This is a genomic window from Dyadobacter sp. CY347 (genome assembly GCF_021502655.1).
Taxonomy (GTDB): Bacteria; Bacteroidota; Bacteroidia; order Cytophagales; family Spirosomataceae; genus Dyadobacter.
Window position 1 is genome coordinate 362,462 of sequence record NZ_JAKFFT010000009.1, and the last position, 21,922, is coordinate 384,383.

A 21,922-nucleotide genomic window follows, 5' to 3' on the forward strand; every position below is an offset into this window, starting at 1 on the left:
AGTTTCAATATACGCCTCTTTATTTTGGAAGAATTCATGTCAATAAAACACGCGAAAATACAAATTTGCAGCATATACGCAGGCGTAACAGGTGTTTTTCGGCATTATTTAGCATCATTATATACTAAGGACGCATTTAAATAACCTCGCCCTGAATCTTTTTGTTCTTACAGCCGGGATATTTAGGAAATTATTTCAAAAAGGCCGAACCGGGCCTGCCGCATTATCGGCGATTTTAGATTACCTTTTCAGCGGCACTTTGATTTTTTGCAGGATTGTACCCTATATTTGGACATTCAAAGTGCTACAAGATCCCTTAAATCCAAAGTTATGTCAAAAAATCTGGTGATCGTAGAGTCACCGGCGAAGGCCAAAACCATTGAAAGTTATTTAGGAGCAGATTTCACCGTCAAGTCAAGTTTCGGGCACGTTCGTGACCTTCCGGAGCATGATATGGGCGTGGATGTTGAGCATGGTTTCCAGCCTTCTTATGAAATTTCAGCTGATAAAGTCAAGGTGATATCCGAACTTAAAAAACTGGCCAAAGGCGCAGAAGTGTGGCTGGCAACGGATGATGACCGCGAAGGAGAGGCGATTTCGTGGCACTTGAAAGAAGCGTTGGGGTTACCCGACGACACCAAAAGAATTGTGTTCCGGGAGATTACGAAAACTGCTTTACAAAATGCGATTTCCAAACCGCGTATAATAGATGTAGATCTGGTGGACGCCCAGCAGGCACGCAGGATCCTCGACAGGCTCGTAGGTTATGAGCTTTCTCCCGTGCTTTGGAAGAAGATAAGGATTGGGAAATCCAACCTCTCAGCCGGCCGTGTGCAATCTGTGGCGGTTCGTATTATTGTTGAAAGGGAAAGGGAAATTGATGCGTTCAGGAGCAAAAGCAGCTTTAAGGTAACCGCCCATTTTGACCTGGGTAATGGTAAAGTGCTGAATGCGGAGCTAGCCAAAAACTTCCCGCAGGAAGAGGATGCCATGAAATTCCTCGAAAAATGCATCGGCGCACAATTCTCGATCAAAAGCCTTGAAGTAAAACCAGCCAAAAAAACCCCAGCACCGCCATTCACAACTTCTACATTACAACAGGAAGCATCCCGTAAGCTGAGCTTTTCCGTAGCGCAAACCATGACGGTGGCGCAGCGGCTGTACGAAGCAGGTAAGATTTCCTATATGAGAACGGATTCCACCAATTTGTCGGAGGAAGCATTGGAAAAGGCCCGGGTTCAGATTACGAAGGAATACGGACAGGATTACTATAATAAAAGGATATTCAAGACCAAAAACGAGTCGGCCCAGGAAGCTCACGAAGCCATCAGGCCAACTGATTTTTCGACATTGAATGGCAGCAGCGACCGTAACGAGCAGCGCTTATATGAGCTAATCTGGAAACGTGCCATTGCATCTCAAATGTCAGATGCGCAACTGGAACGCACCACAGCAACCATTTCCATCTCAACCACTTCGGAAGAACTGGTTGCACAAGGCGAGGTGATAAAATTTGAAGGATTCCTGAAAGTATATCTGGAATCAAGCGACGATGAAGGCGATGAGGAACAAAAAGGAATGCTGCCCCCGCTGAACATTAACCAGATCCTTAACCTGGCAGACATGAAAGCGACGGAACGCTTCACAAGAAACCCGCCGCGCTATACGGAAGCGAGCTTGGTAAAAAAACTGGAAGAAATGGGCATCGGACGTCCATCCACATACGCGCCCACAATTTCTACCATATTAAGGCGCGAATACATTGTAAAAGAAGACCGCCAGGGAACAGAACGTGATTTTAAAGAACTGACGCTGGCTAATAACCAGATCAACAGCAAGGTTAATAAAGAAATTTACGGTTCGGAAAAGTCAAAACTCTTCCCTACCAGCACAGGAATGGTCGTTAACGACTTTCTGGTAAGCCATTTCAATGACATTATCGATTATTCTTTCACGGCGAATGTTGAAAAGGATTTTGACCACATCGCCGAAGGCCAGCTCGAATGGCGCCAGATGATCAAGAACTTTTACACGCCATTTCAGAAGAAAGTAACCGAAGCAAACGAAGAAGCCATCGACCGGAGCCTGACTTCCCGCGATTTGGGTGAAGATCCGGCAACGGGTAAAAAAGTCTCCGTAAGAATCGGAAAATACGGCCCTTATGTGCAGATAGGCGATGCGGAAGATGAGGAAAAACCGAAATTTGCGAGCTTAATGAAGGGCCAGCTGATGGAGAACATTACGCTGGAAGAAGCTTTTGAACTTTTCAAATTGCCGCGCGAAGTAGGTTTGTATGAAGAGAAAGAACTGATTGTGAACATTGGAAAATTCGGTCCTTATGTGAAGCATGACGGAAAATATTATTCTCTGGCAAGAACGGATGATCCAATGGCTGTCACGGAGGACAGACTTGTGGAAATCATCACCGAAAAACGCTTACAGGACAGCAACAGGACCATTAAAGAGTTTGCCGAAGACCCGGACGCAAAAGTGCTTAATGGTAAATACGGACCTTACATTGCTTTTGGAAAAAAGAATGTAAAAATCCCAAAAGGTACGGAGCCTACTTCACTTACATATGAAGATGTGGTGAAGCTGGCCGCTGAAACACCAGACAAACCAGCAGGAAGATTCGGTAAAAAGCCAGCGGCAAAAGCAGCAGCTGCGAAAGCGCCGGCAGAGAAAAAACCGGCAGCCGAAAAAAAGCCAGCGGCCAAGAAACCAGCAGCGAAAAAGCCCGCAGCGAAAAAAGCAGCGGCACCAAAAGCACCCAAAAAGAGCTAATAAATAATCAGTTACACACTAGAAAATAAAAATCATGAAAAAACTTGTAGTGCTGTCGGGAGCGGGCATCAGTGCCGAAAGCGGGATCAGTACATTCCGCGACAATGGTGGCTTGTGGGACAATTTTCGCATTGAAGACGTAGCCACGCCCGAGGCCTGGCAGCGTAACCAGGAGCTTGTGCTGGACTTTTACAACCAGCGCAGAAAGCAGGCAGCTGACGTGAAACCAAACGCCGCCCATTATGCGTTGGCTGAATTGGAAAAGGATTTTGATGTGACCATTATCACGCAAAACGTTGATAATCTGCATGAAGTCGCTGGCTCTTCGAATGTGATCCATTTGCATGGCGAACTTTTCAAATCAAGAAGCACAAAAAACCCGGACCTGATTTACGAAATGACTTCGTGGGAGCTGAAAACGGGAGATCTTTGTGAGCTGGGAAGTCAGTTAAGGCCGCATATCGTGTGGTTTGGCGAAGAAGTCCCGATGATGGAAATAGCGATGGATATTACAGAAGAAGCCGACATCTTCGTTGTTGTGGGCACATCTCTGGCAGTTTATCCCGCCGCGGGACTTGTGCATTATGTGGGCGCTGACAAACCTATTTACATTATTGATCCCGCACAACCGGATATCAGCCTGAAACCCAATATGACATTCATCCAGGAAAAGGCGACTACGGGAATGGAAATTCTTATTAAAAACATCATCAATAAATAATGCAGTTACTAGACGGGAAAGCAATTTCATCCCAAATTAAGTTTGAAATAAAAAACGAAGTGGAAGCGTGGGTTGCTAATGGTGGCAAAAAGCCACATTTGGCAGCAATCCTCGTGGGTGCCGACGGCGCGAGCGAAACCTATGTGGCATCGAAAATCAGGAGCTGCGAGGAAATCGGTTTTACTTCTACATTACTAAGATTCGGTCCCGAAATAAGTGAAAAAGAACTACTGGACGCCGTTGAAGGATTGAATAATGATCCTGATGTGGACGGATTTATCGTGCAGCTTCCCTTGCCCAAACATATTTCTGAAAACACTATTATGGAAGCCGTTAGCCCGGCCAAGGATGTGGATGGTTTTCATCCCGTGAATGTCGGTAAAATGTGCAAAGGCCTTCCTGCATACATTTCGGCAACACCGTTCGGCATCCTGGAAATGCTGATCCGTGCTAACATTGAAACGAGCGGCAAACATTGCGTAGTAATAGGCCGCAGCCAGATTGTGGGCCTGCCAATGAGCATATTAATGCAGCGTAACGAATATCCGGGCAATTGTACGGTGACTATCACGCATTCAAAAACGCAAAATCTGAAAGAGATCTGCCAGACAGCGGATATTTTGATCGTTGCGCTGGGCAGACCAGAATTTGTGACCGCAGATTACGTTAAAGAGGGAGCAGTGGTGATTGACGTCGGCATCACGAGAGTTGTGGATGAAACCAAGAAGAGTGGCTTCGCGATTAAAGGGGACGTTAATTTCAATGATGTCGCACCGAAAACAAGTTACATTACACCTGTGCCGGGTGGCGTTGGCCTGATGACCATTTGTGGTTTGTTAACCAACACATTTAAAGCTGCTAAGAAGGAAATTTACCAATAACCTGAAAGCATTACAATGAGCATCGTAAGCAATAACATCAAATATCTCAGAAGGCTCAACGGCCTTACACAAGAGCAATTTGCAAGGAAGATCGCTATAAAGCGCTCATTGCTTGGCGCTTACGAGGAAGCCCGAGCCAACCCAAACCTGACAAATCTAAAAAATATGGCGGCGGCGTTTGGCATTACGGTGGATAACCTGCTCAAAAATGACCTCAGAAAATTAAGGGAAACACCCGATATGTCGTTGCCCATGAATGCCGGTCGCCCAATGACGGTGTCGCATTCGGGAAATGTGCCTGCGCCATCGCAAATCCGCATTCCGGCTTTTTCGGAACCACAACCTTTATCTAAAATCATCGATAAATATCAGCAGCCGGAACCTGAAATCCGGATGGTTTCCAAGCAGGTTAATTTCAAACCTGTGAATGGTGAGCCGCAAAGTCAGCCAGCGGTTCATGCCCGGCCGGATGCTCAGTTGCCTGTTTTTAACAATCAGTTTGAGGGCAGCCAGTTTAATGCCCAGGTTGAAGAAAAGGTGGTTAACTACCCCACTATTCAATGGGTTGCGAAAGATTTGCAGCAGGAATATCTTGCTAACTTCCAAAACCCGGCCTATTTAAATCAACTGCCCGTTTTCCAGCTCCCTAACCTGCCTATGGGCTATTATCGGGCATTTGAAAGTGGTGAAGATTTCACATATCCGGGCTCTATCCTGGTCGGGACCTTTGTAAGAAACTGGTACGACATTAAGGATGGTATGCAATACATTTTCGTTCTGCGTGGTCACGGTTTTGTGTACAGAACAGCATTTAATCAGGTCAAAACTTCCGGATTACTGCTCCTAACATCCCATATGGCCGATTTGGAAGAACTTGAAGTTCCATTGCAAGATGTGCAGGAGGTTTGGGAGGTGAAGGCATTTGTGAGTTTGCAGCTCCCAACGCCGCAACCATCATTGGAAAGGGTCAGCCTGCTGGTAGATGAATTGCAGCAGGAACTGAACCAATACAGATCTTAATTATTTGGACAAAGCATTGAATAATGCTTCAATCTTTTCTAAATCTTTGCTTTTCCCAGTCGTTTCCAGGATTGCGACGCCCATTTGATACCAAAGGCCATCACCGGCAGTAATGTATTTTCCTTTTTTGGAAGGCTTCTTATCCGAAGCATTGTCCGGCACGAATTCGGCTTTGTAAACCGTATCCATGATCTTCTGCAATTGCGACCATTCCAGTTTCCGGGCCGGCGCCTGATCCTTCACTAATGTGAACGACTTTTCCGCAAATGATGCCCGCAGGTCTAACTGTTTTTGATTATCCCCATCAATTTCCAGATAGGTAAGCTCAAACGGCTTCTCTCTCCCACCCGCTTCAAAAACCGCTTGCATGAACTCCTGCAAGAAATACGACCAGCGCTCCTTATCAACCGGATAAATGGTCACCATTTTGCCATTTTCATCTAATTCAATTTCTATAAAATCCTCAAATTCACTTTCTTCCCTCTTTCTGATAATTTTGGAAGAAGCCATAATGTCCTGGAACTGATCAACCCAGATCGCAGGAACATTGCCTTTCCATGCATAATCATCATCCGGCGAAAAACCTTCATCCAAAAGATCGTCCTCATCCAGCTCATCTCGATCCAGATATTTAATGTCAAAATCAACCGTAAGCTGATCTTTGGAAGCAATGTTCAGTTTTAATGTATAAAAGTGCGAGTAAGGAGCCGGAACGACGGATGCCGTTTGAAAACGAATGATGTAGTAACCTGGAATTTGAATATTTTTATCCATTTTGAGATGCTAAAAGTTGTTGGACCGTGTGCCGCTTATCGACCTTGTCCGTGGTGGTTTTACTAAAATGCTGCACAAAGTAAACATGTTTCGGGGTTTCATAGGCGGAAAGGCGCTTCCTAATTTTCAAAATGATCTGATCAACGGGCAGTGCATTTTCTGTTCCTTCAATGACCAGCACCAGTTTCTGACCTAATTTTTCATCAGGAACAGACCAATTGAAAAACGCATTATGGATTTTGAATTCATAAAATACTTCACCCACGCGCTCATCAATTTTATCCAAAACAATCTTCACACCACCCGAATTGATCACATTATCCGCCCTTCCGATCCATTTGAATGTATTTCCGGAAATCTCGACCAGATCATTCGTTTGTACAACCCCACCATTCGTTACAGGGCCGGAAATGTGCAGACATCCGCGCTCATCTGTGCCGAAATCAATGTTGGGCAGGAAGTGGTAATCTTCCGAAGATTTTGCTCCGTTCAACCTGCGCAATGCAATGTGCGAAACCGTTTCCGTCATGCCGTAACTTTGGTAAATCGGAATGGTTAATGCTTCGATTTCCCTTTGCAAAGTGACATTAACCGGTGCGCCGCCGAGGAGTATTTTACCTAACCGTTCAATCTGTTTTTCTGTCTGCGGATTTTCCAGAATAGCAGTGAGTTGCAACGGGACCAATGCAGTAAAATCGAATTCAGCATGAGAATCAAACTCCAGTAAAGGGTTAGCAGACGGTTCAATGATTGTCATCTCCCAATCCAGCTCCATCCCCCGAACAAGCATCATCAACCCAGCTATATAATGTACATTCAGACAAACGAGTGCGCGCGTTCCCCTGCCAAGGTCAAGCGCCTTGCCCGTCATTTGTGCACTGGCGATTAACTGGTTTCTGTCAATTTCGATGGGCTTGGGAGTGCCCGTTGAACCGGATGTTTGTAATGTGAATGTTTGTTGCCCATTCAGCCACGATTGCATGAAATCATAGGCTTTGCCAAAGTAGGGATCCGCAGGGCGATCCTGGGTTCGGATAGCGGTTATACTTGTGTTCCAGGGCATTGGAAAGTTATTCATTTGTTTTTGAAGGAAACCCAAACAATCTGTAATTTCGCAGATTGTTGCGAACGAGTTAACGGCCGTTATAGTTAACTTTTTAACGCCAGATTATTCATTTACATTCCGAATTTATGTCAAGCTCAATCCAGTGGGAAACCATTAAAGAATACGAAGAAATCCTTTTTACGCTTCACGAAGGCATTGCAAAAATAAGCATAAATCGCCCGCATAAACACAACGCATTCACGCCGCTCACCGTCACGGAAATGATCGACGCGATGCACATTTGCCGCGAAGACACGCGCATTGACGTTATTATTTTAACCGGAGAAGGCGGAAAAGCATTCTGCTCCGGCGGCGACCAGTCTGTTCGCGGGCACGGCGGTTACATTGGCGACGACCATGTGCCGCGCTTGAATGTGCTCGACCTGCAACGCATGATCCGGTCTATCCCTAAGGCAGTTATCGCGATGGTTGCGGGCTGGGCAATTGGCGGCGGACACGTGCTGCACGTGATTTGCGACCTTTCTATTGCAGCTGAAAATGCGAGGTTCGGACAAACCGGGCCGAAAGTCGGAAGCTTTGACGGCGGTTTCGGTGCGTCTTATCTGGCAAGGGTAGTTGGACAGAAAAAAGCACGTGAAATCTGGTTTCTATGCGATCAATATGACGCGCAGGAGGCATTGCAAATGGGTTTGGTGAATAAAGTCGTTCCTTTGGAAGATTTGGAAACGACGACCGTTGAATGGTGTAAAAAAATTCAGGAAAAAAGCCCGCTATCGATCAGAATGCTGAAAAGCTCATTCAATGCGGAGCTCGATGGACAGGCAGGAATTCAGGAATTGGCCGGAAACGCAACGTTGCTTTACTATCTGAGCGAAGAAGCGAAAGAGGGACAAAAGTCGTTTCTTGAAAAGAGAAAGCCTGATTTCAGCAAGTACCCGAAGTTTCCCTGATCGCAAGAAGCGCCCATCAACCATAAAATCCGTTCAAAACCTAACTGTAATCCATGAACCATTGGCTTGTAAAAAGTGAACCGAATAAATATTCCTGGGACCATCTTGTAAAAGAAAAGGAAGGCATGTGGGACGGCGTCAGGAATTTTGCCGCGCGCAATAACCTGATGGCGATGAAAAAGGGCGACCTTGTTCTTTTCTATCACAGCAACATCGGGAAGGAAGTGGTGGGTTTGGCAAAAGTTTCAAAAGAACATTATCCCGATCCAACCATTGATACGGGTGACTGGGTCGTAGTGAATGTGGTTCCGGTGGAGCATTTCCCTAAAACAGTGACGCTTGAACAGATCAAAAAACACGATATACTTAAAAATATGGAGCTCGTGCGTCTTTCCCGGTTGTCCGTAGTGCCGGTAAAGCGTGAGGAATTCGACATTATTGTTGCCTTAGCACATGAATCTTAATTTTTCAGCATTTCGTCAGATTTTATTGATCTTAATCCTCACGGCAACATCATTAATCGTTGCTGCACAAGGTGTTAAGAGAATAGAATTGCCTTTGTCGGGGAATATGGCTTACCAAACCGTTCCGCTTGGCGCGCAAGGGGTTTTGCTTATTTCAAAACCTGAGAAAGGCACATTTAATGTTCAAAAGTTTGATACAAACCTGGAACGCGTTTGGTCGATTGACGGCCCTATTGAATCAAATCTGGATTACATTGCTTCTTCCTACGACGGACAGGCTGTGTTTTTGCTTTTCAGTAAATATCGGAGTTCCTTATACCAGATCGTGAAAGTGAATGTTGGCCCCGGCTTCGTGGAAACATTTACCATTAACACGCTCGACCGGTTTGAGATAACTGATTTCAAGACATTGGGTTACTCCGTTTTTATGGCCGGAATGGTCCGTAACGAGCCTGTTCTAATCTTGACCCAGCTCAGGACGTCCCAAACGAAGATCCTGCCATCCGCGATCAAAGGTTCTAATGCCATCCAGACCGTTGAGGTGGACACGGCGCATCATTTAGTAAATGTTTGTTTTGCTGTCAAAAAAGGAAGGCAAACCCGCATTGTGGCCCGCTCGTATGAGGAAACGGGAGAACTTTATGCACAGGTTTCGGTTGATCCCGAAGATGATTATTCGTTGCTAAGCGGCAGGTTACAGGTGCTGAATGATTCAGTCCGGGTTGTGATCGGCACATATGGTTATAGAAATATGCAGAGCGCTTCCAATGCTGCTTCGCAGGGACTTTATATCAGCAAAATCGTTGGTAATGAGCCCGTTTTCACACGTTACCACAGTTTTACCGAGTTCAAGAACTTCTTCAATTTCATGAATGAGCGGCAACAGGAAAAGATGGAAAAGCGCATTCGAAAAAAGAAAGAAAGCGGCGACGATCTGAAACTGAATTACCGTCTGCTGGTGCATGACATTGTTCCCAAAAACAATAATTTTCTATTAGTAGCCGAAGTTTTTTATCCCGAGTATCGTTACCAGAATCCAACCATGATGGGTGGCCTGGGTTACGGCAGCATGATGGGTTACCCGTTTGGAATGGGGCTTTATAACCCTTACTTATGGAATCCGATGTACGGCGGACGCGGTTACAACCAGCAGGTTTTCGATGGCTTCACTTATACGCACGCAGTAGTGGCCGATGTGGACGAAAACGGTAGATTACTCTGGGATAACAGCATTAACTTCGACAATGTAAAAAGCATGGAACTGCGCGAAAAAATCAAAGTGCAGACTTTCACTAACGGCAATTCGCGCCTGGTTTACAGCCATAATGGCGCCATTCGCAGCAAGATCATTAAGGGAAACCAGGTGGTCGACAGCGACCGGGTAATTCCGAACGAAACCAATGTGGAAGGTGATAAGGTAAGAAAAACCAGCACCGACGACATTGATTACTGGTACGAAAACTTTTATCTGGCATGGGGCGAGCAACGCATTATCAACGCCGCCGGAGATCCGCAGACCAGAGGCAGACGCAATGTATTTTATTTAAACAAAATCGCCTATTAATCCCATTCCCCCATTCCCGTCGGCTTAAGCCAACGGAAATTTTAAAATATTTTCATGATTTTATTATCTCCAGAGCAACATACAGATTACGAATTGATCGACACCGGCGGTTTCGAAAAGCTCGAACGGTTCGGCCCATATATTTTGTCGCGCCCTGAGCCACAGGCGATCTGGGATAAGTCCCTTTCTGAGGCCGAATGGGAAAAGCGCTCGAATGCGGTTTTCAAAAGAGATAAAAATTCACAGGAAAAAGGCCAGTGGATTGCTAAGGACGGCATGCCCGATAAGTGGGTTTTTCAATATCGGACCAAAGAACTGCATTTACGCTCGAAGCTCGCATTATCCTCATTCAAGCATGTAGGCGTATTTCCGGAACAGGCAACTAACTGGGATTACATTGCAAAAAAATTAAAACAAATCCCGGAAACGAAGCCTTCTGTACTAAACCTGTTTGCTTATACAGGCATCGCTTCACTTGCGGCAAAAGCTTCCGGAGCGGATGTTACGCACGTTGATTCCATAAAGCAGGTGATCAGCTGGTCGCGTGAAAATATGGAGCTGAGCGGGCTGGACAACATTCGCTGGGTTGTAGAAGATGCCTTGAAATTTGTTCAGAGAGAAGTGCGCCGCGGCAATCAGTACAACGGCATTATCCTTGATCCGCCCGCATATGGCCGTGGGCCGGATGGAGAAAAATGGCTTTTGGAAGAAAGTCTGAATGAGATCCTGAAACTTTGTGCATTACTTTTAAAGAAAGAAAATTTCTTTTTTATCATCAATTTATATTCTTTGGGCTTCTCGGCGCTCATTGTGGAAAATTTGATCAAAGCACATTTCGGAACGCAGATTCACCATGAATTTGGTGAGCTTTTCATTCCGGATTCTTTTGGCAAAAACCTTCCGCTAGGCGTATTTTCAAGATTCTCGGACCAGAATGTCTAAAACTTTCGAACGCATATCCCTTTTGCTTTGCATTGTTTTGGCCGGGTTGAATCAATCCTGCCAAAGCGACGCCAGGAATTCCACGCGCATTCCGCCCGTTGTGAAAAAATCTCATGAGCAATGGCAGAACGACGCCCTGCTTTCACTCACTGAGCTCATTAACCGCAGCATTGACACCGACCAGAATTATTTCAAACGAGCCCGCATTTACTTCGAAAGAGAACAATATACCGAGGCGCTTGACGATATCAACGAATCCATTTACGAGCAGGAAAATGTGAGTGAATATTTTCTTCTGCGTGGGAAGATCAACCGTGAGCTCGGCGAAATCGACAAAGCATTGGAGGACGCGCAGCGTGCAGAAGCATTACAGCAAAGCAGTCCGGAGCTGTATGTGTTGCTGGCTGATGTCCTTCAAGCCAAGGGGCGTTTCAGGGAAGCAGTCAATTACCTGAATCAGGCATTGAAAATGGCGCCTTATGACGGCTCTGCTTATTATGTAAAGGGAATGTTGCAGGCCAGGCAGGGCGATTCGTTAGCAAGTCTTTCCAGTTTTAAATATGCTATGAATGTGAATCCGAAGCTTTTGAGAGCTTACGAACAAAGCATTATTATACTAAGAAAACTGAACAATCCTGCCGAAGCGCTTACCATTAATGATCGGGCGATCAAACGCTTTCCAAAAGTGCCCGGCCTCTATTTCGAGCAGGGAGAAATTTTCAATGCATTGGCACGGCCGGATACAGCATTAATTAGTTACCAGAAAGCCATTGCCTTAAAGCCCGCATACGAGGAAGCGCTGATGCGCGTAGCGACGGTTGGGACACAATTGAAAGAATATTATAAAGCGATCCGTGCCTTGGAGCAGCTTTTGAAAATAAAGCCGAAGTCCAAGGATATCAATAATATGCTTGGTTATGCCTATGAAAAAGCGGGCGATTATACCAAAGCAGTCGATTATTATTCCACGGCGCTGGTCCTGAGCCCTGGTGATCAAAGCGCGCGAAACGGGCTTTACAGGATCAGGAGAGAAGAGAATGCCGACATTTACTCAACATATGATCCCAATGAAAGCGCAAGTTCAGGTTACAAGCTGCTGGACACGTCGCGGGTGAAAATTAACATTATCAGGCCGAGAGGAACTACAAATATCCGCGTAGACTCGTCTCGAAAAGCTAAAATTGAATAGATTTGTACTTTGTGGCCCTCACAAGCCTTTGATCAATTGTCATAGAATTAAATTTTTGAATGGAAGACGCGTCTCAAGTAAAAATTACCCTGCCCGACGGAAGTGAACGGTTTTACCCAAAAGGTATAACTGCTATGGGCATTGCGCTCAGTATCAGTGAAGGTTTGGCGCGAAATGTGATCGCAGCCAAAGTGAACAGTGAAGTTTGGGACCCTACGCGTGAGATCACGCAGGATTCCCTTGTGAAATTGCTCACCTGGAATGACGAAGACGGCAAATCTACGTTCTGGCATTCGTCTGCCCACTTGCTGGCGGAAGCTTTGGAAGCATTGTATCCGGGTGTAAAATTCGGAACAGGACCGTCGATTGAAAAAGGGTTTTACTATGACGTCGATTTAGGCGAGAATTCGATCTCTCAGGATGATTTTCCAAAGATCGAAGCCAAGATGCTTGAACTGGCGCGTCAGAAAAATGAGTATGTCAGAAAGCCCATCAGCAAGGCGGATGCATTAGAATTATTCACCCAAAAAGGTGACGAATATAAACTGGAACTGATTGATGGCCTGGAAGATGGCTCCATCACATTATACGAGCAAGGCGGCTTTACTGACCTTTGCCGCGGGCCGCATATCCCGAACACCAGCTTCATTAAAGCGGTTAAGCTAACCAACATTGCTGGCGCTTACTGGCGTAACAAGCAGGAAAACAAAATGTTGACCCGCATTTACGGGATTACTTTTCCAAAACAAAAAGAACTGGAAGAGTATGTAACATTGATGGAAGAAGCGAAAAAGCGTGACCACAGAAAACTGGGAAAAGAGCTGGAATTGTTCGCATTCTCGGAAAAAGTGGGTCAGGGACTTCCGTTGTGGCTGCCAAAGGGCGCTATGCTCCGCGAACGTCTTCAATCGTTTTTGAGCAAAGCACAATCGCGTGCAGGTTATCTTCCCGTGATCACGCCAAACATTGGCAGCAAAGAACTTTACGTTACTTCCGGCCACTGGGAAAAATATGGTAAGGATTCATTCCAGCCTATTAAGACACCCAATCCGGGCGAGGAATATTTGCTGAAACCAATGAACTGCCCGCATCACTGCGAGATCTATAAAACCTCTCCGCGCTCCTACAAAGATCTCCCATTGCGGTTTTCGGAGTTCGGAACGGTTTACAGATATGAGCAAAGCGGTGAATTGCATGGACTTACGCGTGTGCGTGGATTCACGCAAGATGACGCACACATTTTCTGCCGCCCGGATCAGGTGAAGGAAGAATTTGTCCGCGTAATTGACCTTGTATTATATGTTTTCAAATCCCTTGGTTTCGAGGATTACAGCGCGCAGATCTCGCTTCGTGATCCGAACGACAAGGTAAAATACATTGGAAAAGACGAAGATTGGGAAAGGGCTGAAAATGCGATCATTGAAGCGGCTCAGGAACGTGGGTTAAGCACGGTAACTGAACTGGGTGAAGCGGCATTCTACGGCCCGAAACTCGATTTCATGGTGCGTGATGCATTGGGAAGAAAGTGGCAGCTGGGCACAATCCAGGTGGATTACCAGATGCCAAAACGTTTTGGTCTTGAATACACAGGTTCTGATAATCAGAAGCATCAGCCGGTCATGATCCACCGCGCGCCGTTTGGTTCAATGGAAAGGTTCATTGCCATCCTGATCGAAAACACGGCCGGGCAGTTCCCATTGTGGCTTTCACCGGATCAGATCGCTATCCTGCCCATTTCTGAGAAGTTTGCGGATTATGCAGAAGATGTTTTCTTCCAATTACAGGATCACGACATCCGAGGCTTTGTGGATCACCGCGATGAGAAGATTGGTCGCAAGATCCGTGATGCGGAAGTTAGCAAGGTTCCTTTTATGCTGATCGTAGGCGAGAAAGAAGCGGCGGAGGGCAGATTGTCAGTCCGCAGAAAAGGCGAAGGTGACCTTGGAAGCATGACAATAGCGGAATTTGCCAGCTTTTTCAAGAAAGAAGCTGCCATTATTTGATGATTTTCTAACTTTTTGTTATTATTCCGGCACTAAGGCACTATTTTTGTGACAGCAGTGTTACCTTTTTTGATTTTTACCAACAAAACCCAAAGTACACCAAACCAAGTTATATGGCATTAAGACCCCCGAGTGGACGGTTAAGAGTTCCCGAAGAACCTTATAAAATAAACGAACGGATTACAGCAAAAGAAGTACGTCTGGTTGGAGAAAATATTGAACCAGGCATAGTTGATATTAATACAGCCCGAGCGCTTGCGAAGGCACAAAGCCTTGATCTAGTTGAAATTGCGCCGACAGCGGTTCCGCCTGTTTGCAAAGTGGTTGACTATTCAAAGTTCAAATACGAGCAGAAGAAGAAACAGAAGGAGATCAAGGCGAAGGCAATGAAAGTTGTCATCAAAGAAATCCGTTTCGGCCCTAATACGGATGATCACGATTTTGATTTTAAATTAAAGCATGCGATAAATTTCCTTAAAGAAGGTTCGAAAGTAAAAGCTTACGTGCATTTCGTGGGCCGTACCATTGTTTTTAAAGAAAGAGGTGTGAATCTGCTTAACAAATTCTCAGAAGCCCTTTCGGATTATGGTAAGGTTGAAATGGAGCCAAAACTGGAAGGAAAGAGAATGACGATCATTCTGGCGCCTGCTCCTGCTAAAAAATAGATTTCAATTGAGGTTGTTGATCGGGCATTTGGCTCGTCGGCACCTGAATTTACTCATATATCAAGTTTGACTGGATCGTGTCTTTGACTTTGTCGGGGACACGATTTTCATTTTAGAAACATTTTGGCTAATTTTGCGCGCTGTTTTATATTTTATCAATTAATAATTTTTTGAATCATGCCAAAAATGAAAAGCAACTCTGGTGCTAAAAAGCGTTTCGCGCTGACCGGCACTGGGAAAATCAAACGCAAACACGCGTTTCACAGCCACATCCTGACAAAGAAATCAAACAAGCGCAAGCGTGGGTTGGTTAAAACTGGTCTGATCGATGTGTCTAATGTTAAGCAGGTGATGGCTATGCTTGCGAAATAATTCGCAGCCATTAATTAGAATATTAATTCTGGTTTTTTGTTCAACCCGATAGAAGGCATTTCAAGACTCATCAGAGCGCCGACCATCAAAAACAGTTAAATTATGCCACGTTCAGTAAATCACGTTGCGTCACGTGCAAGACGTAAAAAAGTATTAAAACTTGCGAAAGGCTATTTCGGCCGTCGTAAAAATGTGTGGACAGTAGCTAAAAACGCAGTAGAGCGCGGTTTGGCATACGCATACAAAGGTCGTAAGCAAAAGAAACGTAACTTCCGTGCATTGTGGATCCAGCGTATCAACGCAGGAGCCCGTCTTCACGGTTTATCATATTCTGCTTTCATCGGCAAGCTAAGTGCATCAGGCATCGAGCTTAACCGTAAAGTTCTCGCTGACTTGGCGATGAATCATCCGGAAGCATTCAAAGCGATCGTTGATCAGGTAAAATAAAACAGCATCCCGCCTTAACGGCGGGATTTTTTTTGCCCTTTCGGGCCACGCTTAACATTAAATTAATTCTTTGAAATCTTAAATGGTGGTACTTTAGCAGAAATAAGGGGTAATGTAAAAGCGTTACCAAAACCTATTCCTGATAGCACCATGGACTCTAGAAGAGAATTTATCAAAAAGGCAACCCTGCTTACGGGAGCAGCCGGAATGTTTAGCGCGCTGCCACCATCCATTCAACGGGCGCTCGCCATTGATCCAAAAAAAGGAAGCACTTACCTCGATGCCGAACATGTGGTAATCCTGATGCAGGAAAACCGGTCGTTCGACCATTGTTATGGTTCGCTGCGCGGCGTTCGCGGCTTTAATGATCCCCGGGCCATCACCCTTCCCAATAAAAATCTTGTCTGGCTGCAAACCAATGCGTTTGGCGAAACCTACGTTCCGTTTCGGCTGAATATGCGCGAGTCGAATGCAACCTGGATGGGCTCCCTACCCCACTCCTGGCCTAACCAGGTGGATGCGCGTAATGATGGCAAATATGATAAATGGCTCATTGCTAAGCAACCAGGACATAAGGACTATGCCAAAATGCCTCTGACGCAAGGTTTTTACAACCGTGAAGACATTCCATTTTATTACGCTTTGGCCGATGCTTTCACTGTTTGCGATCAGAATTTCTGTTCGTCCCTGACCGGCACAACGCCTAACCGGCTTTACCTATGGTCGGGAACGGTTCGGGAGAAGCCAAGTCCTGAACATTATGCCAATGTCAGAAACGAGAATGTGACGGATGATAAGGAAGCGTCATGGATGACATTCCCCGAGCGCCTCGAAGACAATGGTGTTTCATGGCGAATTTATCAGAACGAACTAAGCATTAATACAGGTCTCACAGGTGAAGAAGATTCCTGGCTGGCCAACTTTACGGACAACCCGATCGAATGGTTTAGCCAATACCAGATTCGTTATCATACAGGTTATCAGAAATATCAAAAGGCGAGAATAACAGCACTTCCGGACGAAATAAAAGAAACGGAGGCAAAACTGGCCAAAGCTGAAAAAGGCTCGAAACAAGCGGCTGATCTTGAAAAGTCGCTCAATGCGAAGCAAAAGGAGATTGTTTTTGCGAAACAAGAGCTGGAAAGGTGGACGCCGGAGAACTATGAAAAGCTTTCTCAGCGGGCCAAAAACATTCATGAAAAAGCATTCACAACCAATAAAAAAGACCCGGATTACCGCAAGGTAACCAATGTCAAATATCTTGACGGCGACATTGAGCACGACGCCAAAGCGCCGCAAGGTGATATTTTATATCAATTTCGCTCCGATGTGAAGAGCGGAAAATTACCAACCGTATCCTGGCTCGTTGCACCTGAAAACTTCTCCGATCACCCTACATCGCCGTGGTACGGTGCTTGGTACGTTTCCGAGGTGATGGACATTCTTACGGCTGATCCGGAGGTTTGGAAAAAAACCATTTTCATCCTTTGCTATGATGAGAACGACGGCTATTTCGACCACGTCCCTCCTTTCGTGGTTCCCAATCCATACAAAGAAAACACCGGCGCAGTTTCCGAAGGCATTGACTGCAAAACGGAATTTGTGACCATGGAACAGGATATGACCCAGAAGGAAAAAAAGGAAAGCCGGGAAAGCCCGATTGGGCTGGGTTTCCGTGTTCCGCTGGTTGTGGCCTCACCTTGGAACCGCGGTGGCAATGTGTGCTCGGAAGTTTTTGACCATACTTCCATTTTGCAGTTTTTGGAAAAATTCACAAGCCACAAATCCGGTAAGAAGATCGAAGAAACGAACATTAGCGCGTGGCGAAGGACCATTTGCGGTGATCTAACTTCAACTTTCACGCCCTATGAAGGCGAAAAAATTCCTTTGCCCACATTCTTGGCGCGCAACGAATTCATGGAAGGGATTTATAATGCACAGTTCAAAAAACTGCCTAACGCTTACAAAGCGTTGTCCAAGGGGGAAATTGAGCAGATCAATAAAAACCCGTTGACCTCTCCCCTCATGCCGAAGCAGGAAAAGGGAACGCGTCCCGCCTGCCCCGTTCCTTATGAACTGGCGGCCGAGGGCAGCTTTAACTCTGCCAAAAATGCATTTGAGATTAAGCTTGAAGCCAAAAATGGCATATTCCGCGACAAGGCAGCCGGTGCTCCATTTATGGTATATGCGCCGGGAAAATTCAAAAATGAAGAGGTTAAGGTCTGGAATTACGCTGTAAAAGCCGGCGATGCCCTCACGGCATCATGGAAACCCGAGGATTTTGAAGGCGGAAAATATCACCTGCGGGTTTATGGCCCCAACGGTTTTTTCAGAGAATTCGAGGGCAATAAAGCCGCAGGCAATGTGAAAGTTGGGTTTAACTATCAGCTGGATAAAAACGGCAAGCCAACCGGCAACATTGAGCTGAAACTGGAAGGCGATAAGCAGGCTTTAAAAAGCGCATTTCTGATTCAGGATAACGCTTATGGTGCTAGTAATCAATTAACAACATTAGCTAGTGATAGTGGAATTACAGCGCTTGAAAAAACCCTGGTCTTGAATCTCGACAAAAGCTTCCAATGGTATGACTTCTCCGTCACATTGGAAGATCAGCCCGGGTTCCTGGTTCGCCTGGCCGGCCATGTAGAAACCGGTCGGATCAGCAGCAGCGATCCGCTCATGGGTGACTTTGCATGAGAGTCTTCTTATTTAAAAGTGTCAGGCATTCAGTCGCCTGACACTTTGTCATTCCCCTTTTATTGATTTGTTTCTGGTACGGGCTTTTTAGTAAAGCCTCTGAACCACTGTTGCGGTAAGCGTCAAGCGATGACCGCGGCAGCGAATTAGTCAGAATCAAATTATACTTAACTTTAATATAGAACAATGGGAAAAATTATTGGCATAGACTTAGGAACAACGAACTCCTGTGTGGCTGTCATGGAGGGTAACGAGCCGGTTGTGATTGCAAACAGCGAAGGTGCCCGTACAACCCCTTCAGTGGTTGCATTCATGGATAATGGTGAACGCAAAATCGGTGCACCAGCCAAACGCCAGGCGATCACGAATCCCAAGCATACTATCAGCTCCATAAAAAGATTTATGGGCAAAAAATACGATGATGTAACCAGTGAGCAAAAAACTGTTGCATACACCGTTGATAAAGGTCCTAACAACACGCCTCGTATCCCCATCGGAGACAGGTTATATACGCCACAAGAAGTGTCTGCATTCATTTTGCAGAAAATGAGACAAACTGCTGAGGATTATCTTGGTCAGGAAGTGACAGAAGCGGTTATTACTGTTCCTGCTTACTTCAATGATGCAGAACGTCAGGCTACAAAAGAAGCAGGTCAGATTGCAGGTCTTGATGTGAAACGTATTATCAACGAGCCTACTGCTGCTGCGCTTGCTTACGGTCTTGACAAGCAACACCTGGATATGAAAATCGCGGTGTTCGACTTAGGTGGTGGTACATTTGACGTTTCGATCCTTGAATTGGGTGACGGCGTTTTTGAGGTAAAATCTACGGATGGTGATACACACCTTGGTGGTGACGACTTTGACCAGGTGATCATTAACTGGCTTGCAGACGAATTCCAGAAAGACGAAGCTGTTGATTTGAGAAGAGATGCAATGGCATTGCAACGTTTGAAAGAAGCTGCGGAAAAAGCCAAAGTAGAATTGTCCAGCTCAACACAAACTGAGATCAACCTACCTTATATTTTCCCGGTTGATGGCATTCCAAAGCACCTTGTACGCACATTGACCCGTGCGAAATTTGAGCAACTTGCTGATTCATTGTTCCAGAGAATGATGGAGCCTTGCAAGAAGGCGATGAAAAACGCAGGTTATACCAACAATGATATCAATGAAGTAATCCTGGTTGGTGGATCTACGCGTATCCCACGTGTGCAGGAAGAAGTGGAAAAGTTCTTCGGCAGAAAACCTTCGAAAGGCGTTAACCCGGACGAAGCTGTGGCAATCGGTGCGGCCATTCAGGGTGGTGTTTTGACAGGTGAAGTGAAAGATGTACTTCTTTTGGACGTGATTCCATTGTCATTAGGTATCGAAACATTGGGCGGTGTATTCACCAAACTGATCGAAGCCAACACGACAATCCCGTCTAAAAAGACAGAAACATTCTCGACTGCTGCTGATAACCAGCCTTCTGTTGAAATTCACGTGTTGCAAGGTGAGCGCCCGATGGCTACGCAAAACCGTACATTAGGACGTTTCCACTTATCGGATATTCCACCGGCCCAACGCGGAACACCACAAATTGAAGTAACATTCGACGTGGATGCAAACGGAATCCTGCATGTGTCTGCAAAAGATAAAGGCACAAACAAAGAGCAGAAAATCCGTATCGAAGCTTCAAGCGGTTTAACAGATGCAGAAATCACCCGTATGCGTGAAGAAGCAAAAGCAAACGAAGCAGCGGATAAAGCAGAACGTGAAAAAATCGAGAAAATCAATGCTGCCGACAGCCTGATCTTTTCTACTGATAAACAATTGAAAGAATTCGGCGACAAGCTTTCTGCTGGAAATAAGTCAGCGATTGAAGGAGCATTAGCTGAATTGAGAACTGCGCATCAAAGCCAGGATCTTACAGGAATTGACACTTCCATGGAGAAATTGAATGCCGCATGGCAAGCCGCTTCCCAGGAAATGTACGCACAAGGTGGTGAGCCTCAACCAGGCGAGCCAACTGGCGAGCCGCAAGGTAACCCAGGCGCTGCAAATGGAAACAGCGCAACCGACGACGTGACGGACGTCAATTTTGAGGAAGTCAAATAATAAGGCAACTTAAAAAATCCCCGTCTTTAACCAGATGGGGATTTTTTTTACACGCAATTTTTTCAAAAGTGTGTAATTCCGTTCTGCATAAAGTATAAAAAACACCAGTCGTTTCTGGCACTAAATTTTACGCAATCCAATAACATATCATCAGACTAAAAAACCACTTCCAACTAAAATTCGATAATCTAATGGACAACAGAATCGCATTACCAGAGTTGATGTATTTGTCTCCTACGACCCGAGAAAAGGCGGTCACCATTGCTCAGGAGCTTTTAAGAACAAACAATATTTCTCCTCGTGAGGCGGTTGCAAAAGCAATTTTAATTGCTAAAAACTGGGCGGTAAAAAATGTGAACCGTCGGGTGTGGAAGAAATTAAAATCATTTGAAAAAGAGATTATATGATAGGTTCAGATCTGAAATTCAAAGATCAGGTTGCGATCGTTACAGGGTCAAGTTCAGGAATTGGTAAGGCATGCGCCATTCATCTTGCCGAGCTTGGCGCAAAAGTGGTTGTAAATTATAGTTCAAACCTGGAAGAAGGTGAAAAGACGCTCAATGAGATTATCTCAAAAGGCGGATCCGGAATTTTGGTTAAGGCTGATGTAAGCCATGAAGAAGAAGTCAAGGCGCTGTTTAACGAAACCATTAGCAAGTACGGCCGTTTGGATATCGTTGTCAGCAATGCCGGTCTTCAAAAAGATTCGTCGTTCCTCGATATGACATTGGAGCAATGGCAGAAAGTGATTGACGTAAATTTAACAGGTCAGTTTTTGGTTTGTCGTGAGGCTGCAAGGCAATTTGTAGCACAGGAAAAAGCAACTACCGAAGTGAACCACAGTGAGCTTTCAATCGGAAAGATTGTTCTTATGAGCTCCGTGCATGATGTTATTCCCTGGGCTGGGCATGTAAACTATGCTGCCTCAAAAGGAGGCATTATGATGTTTATGAAATCCATCTCACAGGAACTTGCTCCGCATAAAATCCGGGTAAATTCAGTTAGTCCGGGTGCAATCAAAACATCAATCAACAAAGACGTATGGGCTGATCCGGATAAATATAAAGGTCTGTTGCAGTTAATCCCGTATAAAAGGATCGGAACGCCGCAGGATGTGGCAAAAGCAGTGGCCTGGCTTGCGTCGGATGATTCTGATTATGTTAATGGAGAAACACTTTACATTGACGGCGGAATGACATTATACCCCGAATTTGCCGACAATGGCTAATTTTTGGAATTACACTTCATCATAACAAGATAGCGCCGGGACCTACTTCCGGCGC

General features: G+C 45.4%; 19 protein-coding genes. 17 read left to right on the forward strand and 2 right to left on the reverse strand.

The genetic code is table 11. The features are described from left to right. Positions 1-330: 330 nt before the first annotated feature. The 4 genes from topA to L0659_RS22510 are packed head-to-tail and all read left to right on the forward strand — an operon-like array spanning position 331 to position 5,406. Positions 331-2,784: a type I DNA topoisomerase gene (gene topA, locus L0659_RS22495; protein WP_235128828.1), complete on the forward strand. Its 2,454-nt coding sequence runs from the start codon at positions 331-333 to the stop codon at positions 2,782-2,784. Positions 2,785-2,818: 34 nt separating this feature from the next. Further along, positions 2,819-3,505 (forward strand): NAD-dependent deacylase, encoded by a 687-nt coding sequence (locus L0659_RS22500; RefSeq protein WP_235128829.1) that lies wholly within the window; start codon positions 2,819-2,821, stop codon positions 3,503-3,505. After that, on the forward strand, positions 3,505-4,386 hold the full coding sequence (locus L0659_RS22505; protein ID WP_235128830.1) for a bifunctional 5,10-methylenetetrahydrofolate dehydrogenase/5,10-methenyltetrahydrofolate cyclohydrolase: 882 nt from the start codon (positions 3,505-3,507) through the stop codon (positions 4,384-4,386). Before L0659_RS22500 ends, L0659_RS22505 begins: the two co-directional genes overlap by 1 nt. Before the next feature lie 15 nt (positions 4,387-4,401). Next, positions 4,402-5,406 (forward strand): helix-turn-helix transcriptional regulator, encoded by a 1,005-nt coding sequence (locus tag L0659_RS22510; protein WP_235128831.1) that lies wholly within the window; start codon positions 4,402-4,404, stop codon positions 5,404-5,406. Here L0659_RS22510 and L0659_RS22515 read toward each other — a convergent pair whose 3' ends face one another. Together L0659_RS22515 and L0659_RS22520 are read right to left on the reverse strand one after the other, a co-directional pair. Beyond that, a complete protein-coding gene (locus L0659_RS22515) occupies positions 5,407-6,180 on the reverse strand; it encodes a hypothetical protein (protein ID WP_235128832.1) in 774 nt (257 codons plus the stop codon). Next, positions 6,173-7,258, reverse strand: a complete 1,086-nt coding sequence (locus L0659_RS22520; protein ID WP_235128833.1) for an AMP-binding protein — start codon at positions 7,256-7,258, stop codon at positions 6,173-6,175. The genes L0659_RS22515 and L0659_RS22520 overlap by 8 nt, the downstream gene beginning before the upstream one ends. Positions 7,259-7,371: 113 nt before the next feature. Between L0659_RS22520 and menB the strand changes: the two genes are divergently transcribed. From menB to L0659_RS22585, 13 genes are all read left to right on the forward strand, one after another. Continuing rightward, complete coding sequence (gene menB / locus L0659_RS22525) at positions 7,372-8,196, forward strand: 1,4-dihydroxy-2-naphthoyl-CoA synthase (RefSeq protein ID WP_082216399.1); 825 nt, start codon at positions 7,372-7,374, stop codon at positions 8,194-8,196. A 53-nt stretch (positions 8,197-8,249) separates the two neighbouring features. Beyond that, positions 8,250-8,660 (forward strand): EVE domain-containing protein, encoded by a 411-nt coding sequence (locus tag L0659_RS22530; RefSeq protein ID WP_082216398.1) that lies wholly within the window; start codon positions 8,250-8,252, stop codon positions 8,658-8,660. Beyond that, positions 8,650-10,224, forward strand: coding sequence for a hypothetical protein (locus tag L0659_RS22535; RefSeq protein WP_235128834.1), 1,575 nt, complete (start codon positions 8,650-8,652; stop codon positions 10,222-10,224). Before L0659_RS22530 ends, L0659_RS22535 begins: the two co-directional genes overlap by 11 nt. A gap of 54 nt (positions 10,225-10,278) precedes the next feature. Then, positions 10,279-11,166: a class I SAM-dependent methyltransferase gene (locus L0659_RS22540; RefSeq protein WP_235128835.1), complete on the forward strand. Its 888-nt coding sequence runs from the start codon at positions 10,279-10,281 to the stop codon at positions 11,164-11,166. Further along, on the forward strand, positions 11,159-12,355 hold the full coding sequence (locus L0659_RS22545; RefSeq protein ID WP_235128836.1) for a lipopolysaccharide assembly protein LapB: 1,197 nt from the start codon (positions 11,159-11,161) through the stop codon (positions 12,353-12,355). Before L0659_RS22540 ends, L0659_RS22545 begins: the two co-directional genes overlap by 8 nt. A 59-nt stretch (positions 12,356-12,414) precedes the next feature. After that, complete coding sequence (gene thrS, locus L0659_RS22550) at positions 12,415-14,358, forward strand: threonine--tRNA ligase (RefSeq protein WP_235128837.1); 1,944 nt, start codon at positions 12,415-12,417, stop codon at positions 14,356-14,358. A gap of 113 nt (positions 14,359-14,471) precedes the next feature. After that, a complete protein-coding gene (infC, locus tag L0659_RS22555) occupies positions 14,472-15,023 on the forward strand; it encodes a translation initiation factor IF-3 (protein ID WP_235128838.1) in 552 nt (183 codons plus the stop codon). Between the two features lie 177 nt (positions 15,024-15,200). After that, entirely contained in the window at positions 15,201-15,395 is a 195-nt protein-coding gene (rpmI, locus tag L0659_RS22560; protein ID WP_026631509.1) for a 50S ribosomal protein L35, read from the forward strand. Positions 15,396-15,497: 102 nt separating this feature from the next. After that, the gene (gene rplT, locus L0659_RS22565; RefSeq protein WP_026631508.1) at positions 15,498-15,842 is read left to right on the forward strand and encodes a 50S ribosomal protein L20; all 345 of its coding nucleotides are present in this window, start codon (positions 15,498-15,500) and stop codon (positions 15,840-15,842) included. Positions 15,843-15,992: 150 nt separating this feature from the next. Continuing rightward, the gene (locus L0659_RS22570) at positions 15,993-18,539 is read left to right on the forward strand and encodes a phosphocholine-specific phospholipase C (protein ID WP_235128839.1); all 2,547 of its coding nucleotides are present in this window, start codon (positions 15,993-15,995) and stop codon (positions 18,537-18,539) included. Between the two features lie 186 nt (positions 18,540-18,725). Next, on the forward strand, positions 18,726-20,639 hold the full coding sequence (gene dnaK, locus L0659_RS22575; protein WP_235128840.1) for a molecular chaperone DnaK: 1,914 nt from the start codon (positions 18,726-18,728) through the stop codon (positions 20,637-20,639). A gap of 191 nt (positions 20,640-20,830) precedes the next feature. Then, entirely contained in the window at positions 20,831-21,046 is a 216-nt protein-coding gene (locus L0659_RS22580; protein ID WP_035361740.1) for a hypothetical protein, read from the forward strand. Beyond that, entirely contained in the window at positions 21,043-21,867 is an 825-nt protein-coding gene (locus tag L0659_RS22585; protein ID WP_235128841.1) for a glucose 1-dehydrogenase, read from the forward strand. The genes L0659_RS22580 and L0659_RS22585 overlap by 4 nt, the downstream gene beginning before the upstream one ends. The last annotated feature ends 55 nt before the right edge of the window (positions 21,868-21,922 follow it).

Bases quoted from the DNA above. Each gene is read 5' to 3' on its own strand.
- topA (WP_235128828.1), top strand. From the start codon at position 331: ATGTCAAAAAATCTGGTGATCGTAGAGTCACCGGCGAAGGCCAAAACC.
- L0659_RS22500 (WP_235128829.1), top strand. From the start codon at position 2,819: ATGAAAAAACTTGTAGTGCTGTCGGGAGCGGGCATCAGTGCCGAAAGC.
- L0659_RS22505 (WP_235128830.1), top strand. From the start codon at position 3,505: ATGCAGTTACTAGACGGGAAAGCAATTTCATCCCAAATTAAGTTTGAA.
- L0659_RS22510 (WP_235128831.1), top strand. From the start codon at position 4,402: ATGAGCATCGTAAGCAATAACATCAAATATCTCAGAAGGCTCAACGGC.
- L0659_RS22515 (WP_235128832.1), bottom strand. From the start codon at position 6,180: ATGGATAAAAATATTCAAATTCCAGGTTACTACATCATTCGTTTTCAA.
- L0659_RS22520 (WP_235128833.1), bottom strand. From the start codon at position 7,258: ATGAATAACTTTCCAATGCCCTGGAACACAAGTATAACCGCTATCCGA.
- menB (WP_082216399.1), top strand. From the start codon at position 7,372: ATGTCAAGCTCAATCCAGTGGGAAACCATTAAAGAATACGAAGAAATC.
- L0659_RS22530 (WP_082216398.1), top strand. From the start codon at position 8,250: ATGAACCATTGGCTTGTAAAAAGTGAACCGAATAAATATTCCTGGGAC.
- L0659_RS22535 (WP_235128834.1), top strand. From the start codon at position 8,650: ATGAATCTTAATTTTTCAGCATTTCGTCAGATTTTATTGATCTTAATC.
- L0659_RS22540 (WP_235128835.1), top strand. From the start codon at position 10,279: ATGATTTTATTATCTCCAGAGCAACATACAGATTACGAATTGATCGAC.
- L0659_RS22545 (WP_235128836.1), top strand. From the start codon at position 11,159: ATGTCTAAAACTTTCGAACGCATATCCCTTTTGCTTTGCATTGTTTTG.
- thrS (WP_235128837.1), top strand. From the start codon at position 12,415: ATGGAAGACGCGTCTCAAGTAAAAATTACCCTGCCCGACGGAAGTGAA.
- infC (WP_235128838.1), top strand. From the start codon at position 14,472: ATGGCATTAAGACCCCCGAGTGGACGGTTAAGAGTTCCCGAAGAACCT.
- rpmI (WP_026631509.1), top strand. From the start codon at position 15,201: ATGCCAAAAATGAAAAGCAACTCTGGTGCTAAAAAGCGTTTCGCGCTG.
- rplT (WP_026631508.1), top strand. From the start codon at position 15,498: ATGCCACGTTCAGTAAATCACGTTGCGTCACGTGCAAGACGTAAAAAA.
- L0659_RS22570 (WP_235128839.1), top strand. From the start codon at position 15,993: ATGGACTCTAGAAGAGAATTTATCAAAAAGGCAACCCTGCTTACGGGA.
- dnaK (WP_235128840.1), top strand. From the start codon at position 18,726: ATGGGAAAAATTATTGGCATAGACTTAGGAACAACGAACTCCTGTGTG.
- L0659_RS22580 (WP_035361740.1), top strand. From the start codon at position 20,831: ATGGACAACAGAATCGCATTACCAGAGTTGATGTATTTGTCTCCTACG.
- L0659_RS22585 (WP_235128841.1), top strand. From the start codon at position 21,043: ATGATAGGTTCAGATCTGAAATTCAAAGATCAGGTTGCGATCGTTACA.